Genomic DNA, 14,702 nt, shown 5'->3' on the forward strand with positions numbered 1-14,702 from the left:
CAGGTGATCGGCGAGTCCCTGGTGGAACAGCCGGTAGAGGGTGGTGCCTTCGGCCGGGTCCGCGCCGTGCCGCAGATAGAACCGGACCGCGTCCAGGGCCTCGAACAGCCCGCCCCCGCCGCCGGCCACGTACCGCAGAGTCTCCGCCGGCATCCCCTCGCCCTTGGCGTGGGCCAAGGCGTGCAGGACCGCGCGGACGTCGTCGCCGAGGCCACGGGTACGCAGGTCGAGTTCCAGCAGGCCGGGCAGCGACCGCGGGACCGTGCGGCCGAGGGCTTCGGCCTGCGCGTTGTCGGTGAGCGGTTCGGCCTGGGTGCTCAGGACGTGCCCGGCGAACAGCCCGGCCACCAGGAAGGCACCCCAGTCCCGGTCCACGTTCTCGGTGAGCCGTTTCGCCACGGTGTGGGCGATCGTGTAGGCGGCACCGCCGGAGTGCCCCTGATTCCACCGCCGATCCGTGCGCAGCAGGTCGAACACGTAGGTGGTGAGGTCGTCCTGCAGCTGACGCGGTCGCACGTCGTCCAGGTCGACCAGACCGGCGCCGGCCGCCTCGATCAGCGGCTGGAACTGCTCCCACGGGCGCATCCCGACCAGCAGCCGCACCGGCCGGCCCTTGCATCGGGTGCCGTGCAGGGGCAGCAGCAACTCCGTCATGATCCGTTCGCCGTCGATCGCCTCGTCCAGGGCGTCGACGACGATCACCGGCGGGTTCGGGTAGGCGGCGATCAGGCGTACCAGTTCGGGCGCGCTCATCGCCGCCGCCGGGTCACCGGTGAGCTGGTGCGCGATCGAGGCGACCACCTGCTCCAGGCCGCGGCGGCGGGCGTGCACGGCCGCGAAGACCTCGTTCTGGTACGGCCACTGGCTGATCTTCTCCCAGATGGCGCTCGTCGCCGCCCGCAGCTTCGGGTGCGCGGCGCAGACCAGCACCCCGATCAGCGCCGACTTGCCGGCACCGGGGCTGCCGGTCACCACCCGCAACCCCACCTCGTCCTGCAGGTTCACCCACGGCGACAGGATCTGCAGCTCGCGGGCGCGACCGGTGAAGCAGCCGGTGGTGGCCCCGTCGTCGAGGGAGCTGTGCCCGGAGGCCCGGCTGAGGAAGTGCACCGCGTCCAGCGCCTCGTCCAGGTCGTCGAGGAACGGCCGCAGCGCCGTGTCGATCCGGGTGCCGGTCCGGCGCCGTACGCTGCCGGTGTATGCGGTGTTCGGAAAGAACGGCAGGTCGTCGGGGACCGCGCTGATGTCGATGCGGGTCGCCGTGACCTGCTGGCCGAGCCTGCCTCCGGCGGCCGCGGCCCAGGCCACCGTGCGCCGGATCCGCTGCGCCACCGTGGTGATCGGCGCGTGCCGGTACGACGAGTCGATGTCCAGCTCGCCGCCGGCCAGCGCCGTGTTGACCCGGGTGACGGCCTCGCTGAACCGGCCGCCGAACGCCCGCTGCGCCGGCGCGCACGCCGAGATCACCCAGACCCGTGGCTGCTCGTCGCCGAGTTCCTGCAGCCAGTTCAGCCGGGCCGCGCCACCAGCGAAGCACAGGTCGAGCAGGAACAGGGTCGTCGGCGCCCGGTCACCGGCGTCGGTCACCCAGCGGATCCACCGTTCCACCTCGGTGGACTCGTCGTGCGCGCCGTCCGCGCCCACCACCTGCAGGAACCGGTCCCGGACCAGGGTGCCGTGGCTGAGCACGTGCACGACCAGCACGTCCGACGGCCCGCACTCCGCGATGGCCTGCCGCACCGCCGCCCCGAGCGCGGCCGCCGGCGGGGCCGGATCGAGCAGCGTGCACTCATATCCCAGCCGCCCGAACGACGCGGCCACCGCACGTGCCTGCGCCGGCGCGTCGCCGAGCGACTCCCAGCCCCGATCGGGCCCTTCCTCGGCCACCCCGCCCGGCTCACCGAACTGTCCGATGCCGACGCACAGAGCCCGGCGCCGCGGCCCTTCCGGTGACCCGAGCACGACCCTCCCTCACCTGACCGGGCTCTCACCCTCACCGATGGTGAGCGAGGCCGTCAAGGGTGGACCAGGTCTAGATCCAGCGGATGACCTCGTCCGGGGCGGGTCGCTCGGCCGGGCGGAAATCCGTGCCTTTCGTGTACGCCACCGGCGTGAGCACCGCCTGTGCGAGCGTTTCGTAGTCCAGTCCCAGGATCTCGGCCACCTCCCGCTCGCGGGCGAGGTGCATCGACGTCCACGCGGTGCCCAGCCCCCGGGCCCGGGCGGCCAGCATGAAGCTCCACGTGGCCGGGATGACGTTGCTCATGCCGGCGACCGCCCACTCCCGGCTGGGACCTTCGTTGCAGGCCAGCACGAGCACCGGCGCGTCGCCCATGTGCTCGCCCAGGTAGTCGGCGGAGCTTGCCACCCGCCGCTGCACCGCGTCGCGGGCCTCGTCCCCGGTGGGCTTGCCGGGGTAGCCCGGTGAGGCCTGGTAGCCGGCGTACACCTCGCGGTAGACGTCGCCGATCGCCCGGCGCTTCGCCTCGTCGCGGACCACGACGAACCGCATGGTCACGACGTTCGATCCGGACGGTGCCTGCAGGGCCATCGCCACGCACTCGCGGATCGCGTCGTCGGGTACCGGCCGCGTGAGGTCGAGGCGTTTGCGGACCGCCCGCGTGGTGGAGAGCAACTGGTCCGGGTCAAGGTCGAGCAAGGTCATTCCGGTCACCTTAGGGTCGAGGATCATTGCGGTACGCGCTTTCGGTCGTGGCCGTGAGGGATCGGTCCATCGCGTCGATGTACCGGGTGATGGCGTGGCAGTGGTGCTCCAGCAGCGCGATGCGCTCGGTCATCCGGTCGCGCTCCCGGACGAGCATCTCGCGCAGTTCAGGGTCGGGATCGGCGACCACGATCTCCTGCGGCTGGTTGAGGCAGGGCAGCATGCTGCCGATGATGCGGGTGGGAATGCCGGAGTCGAGCAGACCGCGGATCTTCCGCACCCGGTCCACCAGGTACTCGTCGTACTCGCGGTAACCGTTCGGCTGCCGCGTGGGCGTGATGAGCCCTTGCTCCTCGTAGTAGCGGAGCATGCGCGTCGGGACTTCGGTGCGTTTCGCCAGCTCACCAATCTTCATGACCACCTCCGCCGCAACGTTACAGTCATGTCAAGGTTCACGGGGTGTGATCGGTCCCTCGTCGCTCACGGTTGACATTCACATGATGTGAAGGTTGCACCATGGTCGCCGATCGCTCTTCCGACTTACCGAGACAGTGAGCACGCACATGACCACCACCGCATCGAAAGCCGACGCCGCCGATCCGGCATCGACGGACCACTCCGGCGACCGGCTCCCCCCGGGTGTCGCCCTGGTGATCGGGATCCTGATCGTCTCGACGTTCATCGTCTTCCTCAACGAGTTGCTCCTGGGCGTCGCCCTGCCCACGCTGATCGAGGACTTCGGCGTCAGCCCGAGCACCGGGCAGTGGGTCACGACCGGATTCCTGCTGACCATGGCGGTGCTGATCCCGGCCAGCAGTTTCGTGATGCGGCGGTTCCACCTGCGAACGGTCTTCCTGGTCGCGCTGTCACTGTTCATCGCCGGGACGACACTCGCCGCGATCGCGCCGACGTTCGGCGCCCTGGTGGCCGGCCGGATCATCCAGGCGTCCGGCACCGCCGTCTTCCTGCCCCTGCTGATGACCACGACCATGCGCCTGGTCCCGGTCGCTCGTCGCGGCCAGATGATGGCGATCACGACGGCCGTCCCCTCCGTGGCGCCGGCGCTCGGCCCGGCACTGTCCGGTCTCGTGCTGTCCGCACTGAGCTGGCGCTGGCTGTTCATCCTGATGCTGCCGATCGCCATCGCCGCCTTGGCCTTGGGAGCGTGGAAGCTGCCCAACGTCACCACCCCGGAACCGGTGACCCTGGACCTGCTGTCGCTGCTGCTGTCCGCGGTCGGGTTCGGCGGTCTGGTCTACGGACTCTCCCTGCTCGGCGAGGCGTCCGCCGGGCACGCCCCGATCCCGCCGTACCTGCCGATCGCGGTGGGCCTGGCGGGCCTGGTGGCGTTCGTCCTCCGCCAGATCCCACTGCAGCGTCGCGACAGCGCGTTCCTGGACATGCGGATCTTTCTGCGGAAGTCGTTCGCCCTGCCGATCCTGGTGATGGTCTTCGTCGCGGGCAACGGGATCGGGCTGCTGGTCGTTCTGCCGCTGGTGCTGACCAACGTCACCGGCCTGAACACCTTGCAGCTCGGCCTCTTCCTGATCCCCGGCGGCGCTGCGATCTCGATCGTGGCGACCCTGAGCGGCCGGGTCTACGACCGCTTCGGGCCGCGCCCGCTGGTCATCCCGGGTGCGATCGTCTGGCTGGCCGTCCTGTGGTTCCTCAGCCGGGTCGATGAGAGCACGAGCGTGGTCACGCTGATCGTCGCCTGGCTGGTGTTCACCAGTGCCATGGCCGCCATGTGGGCCCCGCTCACGACGAGTGCGATGAGCGGCCTGCCGAACGAGCTCTTCCCGCACGGCAGCGCGGCCTTCTCCACCATTCAGCAGCTCGCCGGTGCCGCCTTCGGCGCGGTGTTCATCTCCGCCTACACCATCGGTTCCGGTGCCCGGGACGCCGGCGTGCTCAGCACGGCCCAGGCAGAGTCCGCCGGACACGCCGCCTTCCTGACCGCCTGGGCCATCGGCCTGCTCGTGCTGGCCGGCGCCTTCTTCGTCCGCCGGGCACCGAGTCCGGCCACCGACGGAGCGGCCGGCGAGACGGCGGCCCGGTGACCACGACACGACACGACAGCGGGGGAACGACGTGACCGCACGGCAGATGATCCTGGGAACCATGCTCGGATCCAGCTACGGCGCCCTCGCCGGCGCGTGGCGGGCACCCGGCATCGATCCCGGGAATTTCACCAGCACCGACGCCCAGGTGCGTATCTCCCGGACCGCGGAGCGCGGCGGGTTCGCCTTCATGTTCCTGCCCGACTTCGCGGCGGTCCGGGGTGGTGAGGAGCACGCCGGCCTGAGCATGACCATGGACCCGATGCTCGCCCTCGCCGCGGTCGCCCGGGAAACCTCGAAGGTCGGTCTCGTCGCGACGGGATCCACGACGTTCCAGGAGCCGTACAACCTGGCCCGGCAGTACAAGGCGCTCGATGTGATGAGCCACGGGCGGGCCGGCTGGAATGCCGTGACCACCAGCGACCCCGCGGTCGCCGCGAACTACGGCAGGCCGGTCGCGGATCGATCCGAGCGGTACCACGCGCCCACGAGACGATCCAGCTCGTCCAGGCCCTCTGGGGCAGCTGGGGAAGGGACGCCTGGATCGGGGATCAGGCCTCCGGGCGCTACTTCGACCCGGCGCAGGTCCGGCCGGTCAACCTGCGGGGCGATCACGTGGCGACCCGAGGTCCGCTGCCGATCCCGCCGTCCGAGCAGGGCCAGCCGGTGATCTTCACCGCCGGCGGGCCCAGCCCGCACCTGCTGTCCATCGCGGGCCGGTACGCGAACGGCTTCATCGCCGAGGTCTGGACGATCGAGGAGGCCCGGGCGCAGCGGGCGATGGTCCGCGAGGCCGCCCGAGCGGCCGGGCGTGACCCCGACGAGATCAAGTACTTCGCCGGGGTCATGACGACCGTCGCCGCGACCGTCCGGGAGGGTCTGGATCGCCGGATGGCCGTGACCGGCGACGTCGCCCCGCAACGGGTCCGCATGCTCGGTCAGATGCTCGGCCTCCGGCTCGAACCGAGCCGGATCGACGACCCGCTGACGGCCGACGAACTCGCGCGCGCCTATGCCGCACCCGTCGACCCGCGCTCGGAGATCGCGTTGCGGGTGGCGCGGGAAGGGTGGTCGGTGCGTGACATCCTCGCCCACGGCGTCATCGACTTCCACCCGACCGTCGTCGGCCCGGGCGACCTCATCGCCGATCACTTGCAGGACTGGTTCGAGGCCGAGGCCGCGGACGGCTTCTGGGTGATCCCGGACCTCGCCGAGTCCGGCCTGGACGCTTTCGTCGACAACGTCGTCCCGATCCTGCGCCAGCGCGGTGTCTACCCCCGGGACTACGTGGGGTCGACGCTGCGGGAGAACCTCGGCCTGCCCGCGCAGTACGGCCTCGATCCTCGCCTCACCGACCCGGCACAGACGTCGAACTGAGTCCCCGCACCTCGGTGCCGCGCCCCTGCCGTGCGGGTCGCGGCACCGAGCCGGTGCTCAGCCGGGGTACGCCGCCAGCCGGGCGGCGGCGGCGAAGCCGGGGACGACCTGGTTGGGCCGGGTCGCGTCGACGGCGGCGCCGGTGTCGTTGACGATGTGCCGGATCCCGCCGCCGAAGGCGATGACCGCTGTCGTCATCGACGTGAACCGGACGCTGCCGCGCCGCGGTGCCTCGATGGACGTCCAGGCCCGCACCGGGGCACCGGCGAACGTGGAGTCCAGGAACAGCGTGTAGATCGCCGTGCCGGTCGCCGCGTGCGTGGTCACCCGGGGCGAGACCTGGTACGAGGCGTACCCCTCCCTCGTTCCGTCCGTCCAGGCGGCCTGGTTCGGCGGGTCGTACGGGAACTCGCTCTGATAGAAGATGGTCCGGCCGCGCTCACCGTTCCAGACCACCTGATTCTTCTGGTGGTGCTCGACGAACAGGCCGAGGGCTGTCACGTCGGTGCCGTTCACGACGAGACCGGTGTCGCTGGTGTTGCTCGTCCAGCCGACGCCGGTGCCGTGGTCGGCGCGCCACAGCCAGGAGTCGTCGAGGATGACCCTGCTCTGGTCGATGCGCAGCGCGGTCCGGGTGGAACCGGCCTGGGCGCCGCCGATCCGGACGAACAGGTCGCTTAGCGTGGTCGGGTCGGTGGCGTCACCGATGCCGGTGGCGCCGCCGGTGCCGACCTTGACCAGGACGTCCGTGCCGGGGCTGGCGTCGACGAGCAGGCTGGAGAGGACGACGCCCTTGACGTCGCCAACCTCGATCGCGGCACGCCCGCCGGTGGGTGCCAGGGTCGCGTACCCCATGCCCATGACGACGGTGCCGGGCCGGGTCACCCTGATCGGGCCGTTCAGGCGGTAGATCCCGGGGGTGAGGATCAGGTGCTTGCCGGCGGCGAGGGCCGCGTTGATGCCGGCGGCGGTGTCGGTGCCGGGCTTGGCGATGTGGAACCGGGAGATCGGCAGGGTGGTGCCGGCGGCCCCCCAGTTCACCCCGGCGGCGTCGGTGCGCGCCTTCGGCACGACGACGGCGTACTCGTCGCCGGTCACGGTGAGGAACGGCGCCGGCCGCGACACCGGGGTGGTCGCCAGCGTGGTGATGCCGCGGCCGGTGAGGTCGCTCGCCGGCGCGCCCCGCACCCCGGAGAAGACCAGGTTGGCCGAGCCGCCGCGCCAGCCGCCGATCTGGCTGTCCCGCACGTAGTACTGCGCCTGGCCCGGTCCGGCGTCGCCGCCGCTGTTGACGGTGCCGCTGACCCGGCTGTCGGCCATCACGGTGCCGAAGAGCGTGGCACCGTAGGCGCCGTTGAGGTCGAGGTCGCCCCGGATGTCGACGCGGCGCAGCGAGGACGCCTGGGAGGTCGCCCAGCGCATGGTGTGTGCCGGCGCGACGCCTTCGGGCCTGGCCCGCTGGGCGTCGGCACCCACCGGCCGCTGGATCGGGTTGATCGAGAGGTTCGCCAGCGACCGGTAGAAGTTCGTCAGCCCGTCGGAGCTTCCGTCGGCGTTCTGCCGCGGCTCGGAGTGCAGCGCGCCGTTGATCCGGACGCTGGTGGGCGAGGCCCCCAGCCCGGCGATCGAGGTGTAGTAGCCGACCTCGCTGTTGACGATGCCGGTGGCGGTGGCGGGGTTGTCCTGGCCGGCGGCGCTGCCGTAGGTCCCCGGCTTGAAGTACACCGCGTGCCGGTTGCCACTGAACTCCGGCTCCGCCGAGATGCTCCGCAGGTAGGCGTTGATCTCGTCGACCGGCGTACGCGTGTCGAAGATCTTGACGTTGGGCCCGAAGTCCGGGGCGCTCGCGGCCTGCGCTGACGGGGCGGGCCCGGCGACCGCGAGGATGCCGGAGGCCGCGAGGACAGCGAGGGTCACGCCTCCCCGCCCGCTCCTGGTGCTTGTCGACTGTGTCACGGATTCTCCTGTCATACGCATGTTCGTCAGCTCCGGTGCAGCCGGATCGGGATGCTGCGCCAGGCACGCAGGGTGTTGTTGTGGTGCCGGCGCACCGGCCCGGCCAGTTCGAGGCGGGTCACCCGGCGGGCCAGGGCGGTCAGCAGGGAGGCGGCTTCCAGTCGGGCGATGTGCTGGCCGACGCATTGGTGCAGGCCCATGCCGAACCCGACGTGCCCGGACGGGTCGCGGCCCAGGTCGAAGCGGTCCGGGTCGTCCCAGCGGCGCGGGTCCCGGTTGGCGGCGCCGAGGAACATCAGGATCTTCGCGCCCTCCGGGATCGTGGTCCCGTCCACGGTGACGTCGGTGGTGGCGGTCCGGAAGAACGTCTGCACCGGCGACTCCCAGCGCACCGCCTCGTCGAAGGCCACCCGCGCCAGCGACGGCTGGTCGCGCAGCCGCTGCCACTGTGCCGGGTTGGTGGCGAAGGCGTAGAGCACCGCGGACAGCCCGTGCACGGTGGTGTCGACGCCCGCGGACAGCAGGGAGCGCACCACCAGCGGCGCCTGCTCTCCGGTGAGTTCGCCCCGGTCGGCGGCGGCCCAGATGTCGGCGCCGAACCCGCCGGGGGTGAGCACGTCTCGGGCGCACTGCGCGTTCACCCAGGCGGACAGCCCGGCGATCCGGGGGTTGCCCTGGGCGACCAGGTCGTTGGGCGGGCCGAACGCGTTGAACAGGTGATCGCCGTAGGGCAGCAGGTTGGCCCGGCCCTCGGCGGGGATGCCGACGGCGTCCGGGAAGACCCGCAGCGGGAAGGCCTCCGCCAGGCCCGGCACCGCGTCGAGGGTGCCGCCGCCGTCGAGCACCCGGTCCACCAGCGCGTCCGCCTCGGCGGCCCACCTGTCCCGCAGCCGGTGCAGCGATCGCGGCCCGATGATCTTCGTGAGGACCCGGCGCGGGGCGTCGTGGTGCGGCGGGTCGGCCTCGAGCAGCAGGCTGGGCGGGCGCCACGGTTTCTCGTACCGGAAATTGCTGAGCCCGACACCGGCGCCGGACTGGAAGCGTTGCCAGTCGGTGAGCGCGGCGTGCACGTGCTCGTACCGGGCCAGCGCGTAGGTGTCGTAGCGGGCGAGGCGCACGACCGGGCCGGCCTCGCGCAGTTTCTCGTGCAGCGGTCCCGGGTCCTCGAGGTTCGCGTGGTCGAACGGGTCGGCGTCACTGTCCGGTGTCAGCACGGCACGCTCCTTTCACAGGTCGAGGACGAGGCGGTCCGTGCGTGAGCGCGACACGCAGACGAACATGCAGGTGGCGGCGGCGCGTTCGGCGTCGTCGAGGACGCTGTCGCGGTGCTCCGGTTCGCCGGCCAACACCGTGGCCTCGCAGGTGCCGCACACGCCCTGCCGGCACGACGACAGCACCTCGGCGCCGGCCGCGGTGACCACGTCGAGCACGGACGAGTGGGCCGGAACGGTCAGGACCTTCCCGGTGCGGGCCAGCTCCACCTCGAACGCCGTGCCGCGCGCCGCGGTGCCGTCCCCGGCGGCCACGAACCGTTCGGTACGCAGCGTGTGCGGCGGCAGGCCCGCGCACGCCCGCTCGGCCGCGGCGAGCAGCGGCGCGGGCCCGCAACAGTAGACACGCGTACCCGGGGCGTGCCCGGCGACGAAGGCCGGCAGGTCCAGCAGCCCGTACCGGTCCTGCGGCCTGATCAGCACCCGATCGCCGTAGCCGGCCAGGTCGTCCCGGAACGCGAGGCTCGCCTCGCTGCGCCCGCCGTAGAGCAGCCGCCAGTCCGCGCCCAGCAGATCCGCCTGATGGATCATCGGCAGCAGCGGGGTGATCCCGATGCCGCCGGCGACGAACAGGTAGCGCCGCGCGGGCACCAGCGGAAAATTGTTGCGCGGCCCACCGAGACCTACGGTCTCCCCCACTTCGAGAACATCATGGACGTACGCGGACCCGCCGCGCCCGCCCGGTTCCCGCAGCACCGCGATGCGGTACGTGTACGGGTCCCACCGGTCACCGCAGAGCGAGTACTGGCGCACCAGCCCGCCGGGCAGCACCAGATCGAGGTGAGCGCCCGGCGTCCAGTCCGGCAGCCGCGCCCCCGCCGGATCGGCCAGGGTCAGCGCCACCACACCGTCGGCGACCGGCCGTCTGCCGGTCACGCGCAGAGTTCGTGTTTCGGCCACGTGAACCTCCTGTGACATCGAGCCGCCAGAATGCGACGGCGGTCACAGCGGTACCAGGCACCTTCTCACTGAGCGAGAGACAAGTTCGGCCCGGTCCGGGCTGGCGGGTTGTCCTCCCCGGACGGCACGCACAGGCTTGCGCGGTGGCGAGTGTCGACGATGTCCGGGTGCGGATGTCACCCTCCCGGCGGCGTATCGACTGTTCCTCACCGAGATCGGGAGCGGTGCGACGTCGGCATCTTCGGGGAACGGCTGCCACTGGACGAGGCCGCGCTGATCGCGGTCCTCGGCGGTGACCCGTCGCCCGAGCGGCGCATCCGCGCCGGTGAGTCACTACTGATGGTGCCGGCGGTCGGCCTCGACGCCCGAACGGCGCTGGACCGGGCGGTGGACTCCGATGAGGAACCGGTGGTCCGGGCCGGGATCTGGAACCTGTGCCACGACCGGGAATCCGGCCCCCGCCGCCGGGCCGAGGCCACCGACGAGATCGTCGCTCACGCGCGCTCCCGAGTGCCTGCCGACCTCCGGGCGCTGCGTCTGCTGAACCGGCTGACCCTCGACGACCTGCTGCCCGAACTCACCGCTGACAGTCTCGAGCGGCGCCGCATGGCGGCCCATCTGCTCGCGTGGGAGCTCACCACCCCCACGCTCGGGGACCTGCTCATCGATACCGTCCGCCACCTGCTCGCCGATCCGGATCCCCTGCTTCGCTCGCACGGCATCGTCACGGTCGGAAGATCCCAGCTCACGGCCCTGCTGCCCGAGGTGGAAGCCATGCTCGCCGACGAGGCGGACGCCTGGGTCAGGTCCTGGGGGCAGTGGTGCCTGAGCCGCTTCGCCCCGCCCGATCCGGCCGACGACCCGTGGGCCGGCCCATGGGCCACGCCCGGGTCGTAACGCCCACCGGCCCGCCCGGCACTGCGACTTTCGGCGGACCCCCGTACGCCTGGGCTCTGCCCGCAAGCCGATCCGCCCGCCGCCCGCGCCTCCATAGGATCCCGACCATGATGATCAAGTGGCCTGTGGCCGTGGTGGCTCCGGTCGCGGGCCTGCTGCTGGGTGTCCTGGACTTCGTCTGGATCAAGTACCTGCCGTCACCCGTGGCCGACCTGGGCAACTCCCTGGCCGTGTGGGCGGTCGCCGCGTTCCTGCTGACCCGCCTGAACCCGTGGCGCCTGCCGGTCGCCGTCGCCGGGGCGATCGCCTGCCTGGTCGTGGCGGTGCCCAGCTACTACCTGGCCGCCGCGCTGATCCAGAACGACGACTGGTCCACCCTGTACAACGCCACCGCCCTGCTGTGGATGGGCTTCGGCGTGGTCGCGGGCGTCGTGTTCGGCGGCGGCGGGGTGCTGGCCCGCTCCCCCGGCCGGTTGCGGCTGCCGGCACTCGCACTGCCGGCCGCGGTCCTGTTCGCCGAGGGGCTGATCTCGCTGCTGCGGCTCGGCGATCCGAATTACGAGACCGGGGACCTGCTGTCGTACGCCGCCCTGGTGATCTTCCTGGGCCTGCTGGCGACGGCGCTGCTGGGCCGCACGTGGCGCGACCGCCTGCTCGCCCTGGCGTGGTCGGTGCCGCTGACCGCCGGCGGCTGGCTCCTGCTGACGATCACCGGCTTCCGCTGAGAGCCGGCGCCCGCCCAAGCCGGGCGCCTCATGCGCAAGCCGGGCGCCTTCACGCGCAGGCACCGCACAACGATCACCGTCCAGCGGGAGCCGCCCGCGTATCACACCCGCGTCCGCCCGGCTCCAGCCTCGTCGCGCCGCTCTCGCGCCTGCCCCTGTCGAGATGTTGATCTGCTAGCGCTACGAAATCGCTGTGATCAAGGGGTCAAAACCGCGATTTCGCATCGCTAGCAGATCAACACCGCGGCGCGGGCCCGACGCAGCCGATCCTGTCGTGATCAACCGCGCCACCCGCGCCCGCCCGCGGCCCCACGCCGCGCTCCCCGCCCCACCCAATCGCCCCGCGCCTCTTCGGGTGGAGGTGACAACGTATAGATGGTTTGCAATGATGGGAGCGCTCCCAGCGCTTTTGTCCGCACCGATCGCCGGCTTTCCCCAAGCCCGACCTCGGCCGGTCCCAGCGCTCGAGACCGACGAGAGGGAAACTTCCATGAGTTCGAGAGTGAGGAGGGCCGGCCTGGCGTTCCTTGCCGCCGGCCTGGCCGTCGCGGCGAGTGTGTACGGCGTGACGGTGTCGGCCTCGGCCGACGTCGGGGCGCAGCGGACCGCTTCGCAGCTGGTCGCCGACATGGGTGCCGGGTGGAACCTGGGCAACACGCTCGAGGCCAACCTCAACGGCGTCCCGAACGAGACGGCCTGGGGTAATCCGGCGGCGACGCAGGCGCTCATCGACCGGGTGCGGGCGTCGGGCTTCAAGACGATCCGGATCCCGGTCTCGTACCTGGGACACATCGGGGCCGGCCCGGACTACACGATCAACGCGGCGTGGCTGAACCGGATCCAGGAGGTCGTCGACTACGCGTACAACCGGGGCCTGCACGTCCTGATCAACATGCACGGTGACGGCTACAAGAGTGTCGCCGGTTCCTGGCTGATCTGCGACGCGGCGTCGCAGACCACGATCCGGGAGAAGTATCAGAAGGTCTGGCAGCAGGTGGCGAACCGGTTCCGCGGCTACGACGAGCACCTGATCTTCGAGTCGATGAACGAGAACTTCGACGGGCAGTACGGCAACCCGACGCAGCCCTGCTACTCGAACATCAACGCCTACAACCAGATCTTCGTGGACACCGTACGCCGTACCGGTGGCACCAACGCCTCCCGCTGGCTGCTGGTGCCCGGCTGGAACACCAACATCGACTACACCGCCGGGAACCACGGTTTCGTGATCCCGACTGATCAGTACCGGTCGTCGAGCATCCCCGCCGGCGAGCAGCGGCTGATGATCTCGGTGCACTACTACGACCCGTGGGACTTCACCGGCACCGAGGACGGCACCATCACGCAGTGGGGTGCGGGCGCGACCAACCCGGCGAAGAAGTCGGTGTGGGGCCAGGAGGACTTCCTGGACGGGCAGATGAAGAAGATGTACGACACCTTCGTCACGCGCGGCTACCCGGTCTTCGTCGGCGAGTACGGCTCGATCGACAAGACGACGCACGACCCGGCCAACAACAGGTACCGCGCCGACTACGCGCGCGCCGTGGTGTCCGCCGCCAAGAAGTACGGTGCGGCCACCGCGTACTGGGACAACGGCTACAACGGGCAGTACGGGTTCGGCCTGTTCAACCGCGCCTCCGTCACGGTGACCCAGCAGGGCATCATCGACGCCATCATCAGCGCCGCCGGCGGCAGCCAGCCCAGCACCTCGCCGAGCACCTCCCCGAGCACGTCGCCCAGCGCGTCACCGAGTGTTTCGCCGAGTGTTTCGCCGAGCACCAGCCCCGGCGGTACCGGCACCTGCCGGGTCAGCAGCGCGGTCAACGCGTGGGGCACCGGCCTGACCAACAGCCTCACCATCACCAACACCGGCACCACCGCCGTCAACGGGTGGACCCTGGCCTTCACCCTGGCCACCGGGCAGAGCATCGTCTCCGGCTGGAGCGCCGGCTACTCCCCGGCCAGCGGCACGGTGACCGCGACGAACGCCGGCTACAACGGCGCGCTGGCACCGGGCGGCTCGGTCACCATCGGCTACCAGGCCAACCACACCGGCAACGCCGCGGCGCCCACCGGCTTCAAGCTCAACGGCACCGCCTGCAACTGAGCCACCGCCATCGGTACGGGTCGGCGCCGCACCCAGCGGCACCGGCCCGTCAGGCGGCATCCGTCCCAGCGGCACAGCGCCGCCGATACGCGGCCAGGCCGGTGAACCGGCGTGGCTCATGCCAATCCGTACCGGACCGATCGACCGGGCAGCCGGCGTTTTCCAGTCGCTGCGCGAGCTTGTTGCACCACTGGATCGACTCATCGATAGTCACATAGTTGAGGCCGCTCAGGTCCGCCGAACGCCGGATGGTTCCGGCCTCCAGAATGATGGTCCGCTCCCGCATGACGGCCAAGGCCATCCCCAATTCGAGATAGACGTTGGGCCGTGGCTGGCAGCCGGCCGCCTGTTCCGCCGCCGAGTCACCGGCAGATCGCAGATCCGGGTGGAGCTGGACGATGTCATCGGGGGTGAGCAGGGCAACCACAGCTTGCGCGTCCTTGACCGCCCGGTCGAGCACGTCGGCAAGGGACGGCGTCGCGCTGCCCGTCGCCTTGACCAGATGCTCCCATTCCTGCGGCTTGAGCCCCAGCGCCCGCAACACCTCGAAGACCGCATCCCGGGCCGCCGCGTCCCTTCCGTGGATCACGAAGATCTTCTTGCCTTTACCCTTCCGGGCCGGCTTGGCCAATGCCTTCTCCGACCCGCCCGAACTGCCCTCATTGACGTGACTGTGATCGCCGAACATGATGTTCCGGCCATGGAGATCCCGCGCTGTGATTTCACTTCTCTGCGCCATGCTCG

General features: G+C 71.0%; 11 protein-coding genes and 1 pseudogene. 6 read left to right on the forward strand and 6 right to left on the reverse strand.

Annotated features, from left to right (window positions below; translation table 11 throughout):
* Positions 1-2,032: 2,032 nt before the first annotated feature.
* Both LPA41_RS32655 and LPA41_RS32660 read right to left on the reverse strand, forming a co-directional pair.
* Complete coding sequence (locus tag LPA41_RS32655) at positions 2,033-2,665, reverse strand: nitroreductase family protein (RefSeq protein WP_229074970.1); 633 nt, start codon at positions 2,663-2,665, stop codon at positions 2,033-2,035.
* Between the two features lie 10 nt (positions 2,666-2,675).
* Positions 2,676-3,080: a MerR family transcriptional regulator gene (locus tag LPA41_RS32660; RefSeq protein WP_229074971.1), complete on the reverse strand. Its 405-nt coding sequence runs from the start codon at positions 3,078-3,080 to the stop codon at positions 2,676-2,678.
* 148 nt (positions 3,081-3,228) lie between these two features.
* On the opposite strand from LPA41_RS32660, the gene LPA41_RS32665 reads away from it, so the two are divergent.
* The 3 genes and pseudogenes from LPA41_RS32665 to LPA41_RS32670 all read left to right on the forward strand — a co-directional run bounded on the left by LPA41_RS32665 (position 3,229) and on the right by LPA41_RS32670 (position 6,102).
* Positions 3,229-4,725 carry a DHA2 family efflux MFS transporter permease subunit gene (locus LPA41_RS32665; RefSeq protein WP_229074972.1) on the forward strand — a complete coding sequence of 499 codons (1,497 nt, stop codon included), beginning with the start codon at positions 3,229-3,231 and terminating at the stop codon, positions 4,723-4,725.
* 61 nt (positions 4,726-4,786) lie between these two features.
* Positions 4,787-5,173 (forward strand): annotated as a pseudogene (locus LPA41_RS42240) (LLM class flavin-dependent oxidoreductase); the annotation flags it as partial.
* Between the two features lie 47 nt (positions 5,174-5,220).
* The gene (locus LPA41_RS32670; RefSeq protein WP_308036651.1) at positions 5,221-6,102 is read left to right on the forward strand and encodes an LLM class flavin-dependent oxidoreductase; all 882 of its coding nucleotides are present in this window, start codon (positions 5,221-5,223) and stop codon (positions 6,100-6,102) included.
* A gap of 57 nt (positions 6,103-6,159) precedes the next feature.
* On the opposite strand, the gene LPA41_RS32675 is transcribed toward LPA41_RS32670, so the two are convergent.
* The 3 genes from LPA41_RS32675 to LPA41_RS32685 form a co-directional block, all read right to left on the reverse strand.
* Positions 6,160-8,019, reverse strand: a complete 1,860-nt coding sequence (locus LPA41_RS32675) for an adenylyl cyclase (RefSeq protein ID WP_229074973.1) — start codon at positions 8,017-8,019, stop codon at positions 6,160-6,162.
* A gap of 65 nt (positions 8,020-8,084) precedes the next feature.
* The gene (locus tag LPA41_RS32680; protein ID WP_229074974.1) at positions 8,085-9,272 is read right to left on the reverse strand and encodes a cytochrome P450; all 1,188 of its coding nucleotides are present in this window, start codon (positions 9,270-9,272) and stop codon (positions 8,085-8,087) included.
* Between the two features lie 12 nt (positions 9,273-9,284).
* A complete protein-coding gene (locus LPA41_RS32685) occupies positions 9,285-10,229 on the reverse strand; it encodes a PDR/VanB family oxidoreductase (RefSeq protein ID WP_308036648.1) in 945 nt (314 codons plus the stop codon).
* 159 nt (positions 10,230-10,388) lie between these two features.
* Between LPA41_RS32685 and LPA41_RS32690 the strand changes: the two genes are divergently transcribed.
* The 3 genes from LPA41_RS32690 (at position 10,389) to LPA41_RS32700 (ending at position 13,958) form a co-directional block, all read left to right on the forward strand.
* On the forward strand, positions 10,389-11,126 hold the full coding sequence (locus LPA41_RS32690; protein WP_374238236.1) for a HEAT repeat domain-containing protein: 738 nt from the start codon (positions 10,389-10,391) through the stop codon (positions 11,124-11,126).
* 107 nt (positions 11,127-11,233) lie between these two features.
* Positions 11,234-11,851, forward strand: coding sequence for a DUF6518 family protein (locus LPA41_RS32695; RefSeq protein ID WP_229074977.1), 618 nt, complete (start codon positions 11,234-11,236; stop codon positions 11,849-11,851).
* Between the two features lie 490 nt (positions 11,852-12,341).
* Positions 12,342-13,958, forward strand: coding sequence for a cellulase family glycosylhydrolase (locus LPA41_RS32700; protein ID WP_229074978.1), 1,617 nt, complete (start codon positions 12,342-12,344; stop codon positions 13,956-13,958).
* Between the two features lie 49 nt (positions 13,959-14,007).
* Here the strand turns inward: LPA41_RS32700 and LPA41_RS32705 are convergent, their stop codons facing one another.
* The gene (locus LPA41_RS32705) at positions 14,008-14,697 is read right to left on the reverse strand and encodes a TIR domain-containing protein (protein ID WP_229074979.1); all 690 of its coding nucleotides are present in this window, start codon (positions 14,695-14,697) and stop codon (positions 14,008-14,010) included.
* Positions 14,698-14,702 lie beyond the last annotated feature (5 nt).

Origin of the sequence: Actinoplanes sp. DH11 (assembly GCF_020873875.1) — a bacterium.
Classification (GTDB): Bacteria; Actinomycetota; Actinomycetes; order Mycobacteriales; family Micromonosporaceae; genus Actinoplanes.

Coding starts and splice junctions, on each gene's coding strand:
- LPA41_RS32655 (WP_229074970.1), bottom strand. CDS start 2,665: ATGACCTTGCTCGACCTTGACCCGGACCAGTTGCTCTCCACCACGCGG.
- LPA41_RS32660 (WP_229074971.1), bottom strand. CDS start 3,080: ATGAAGATTGGTGAGCTGGCGAAACGCACCGAAGTCCCGACGCGCATG.
- LPA41_RS32665 (WP_229074972.1), top strand. CDS start 3,229: ATGACCACCACCGCATCGAAAGCCGACGCCGCCGATCCGGCATCGACG.
- LPA41_RS32690 (WP_374238236.1), top strand. CDS start 10,389: ATGTCCGGGTGCGGATGTCACCCTCCCGGCGGCGTATCGACTGTTCCT.
- LPA41_RS32695 (WP_229074977.1), top strand. CDS start 11,234: ATGATGATCAAGTGGCCTGTGGCCGTGGTGGCTCCGGTCGCGGGCCTG.
- LPA41_RS32700 (WP_229074978.1), top strand. CDS start 12,342: ATGAGTTCGAGAGTGAGGAGGGCCGGCCTGGCGTTCCTTGCCGCCGGC.
- LPA41_RS32705 (WP_229074979.1), bottom strand. CDS start 14,697: ATGGCGCAGAGAAGTGAAATCACAGCGCGGGATCTCCATGGCCGGAAC.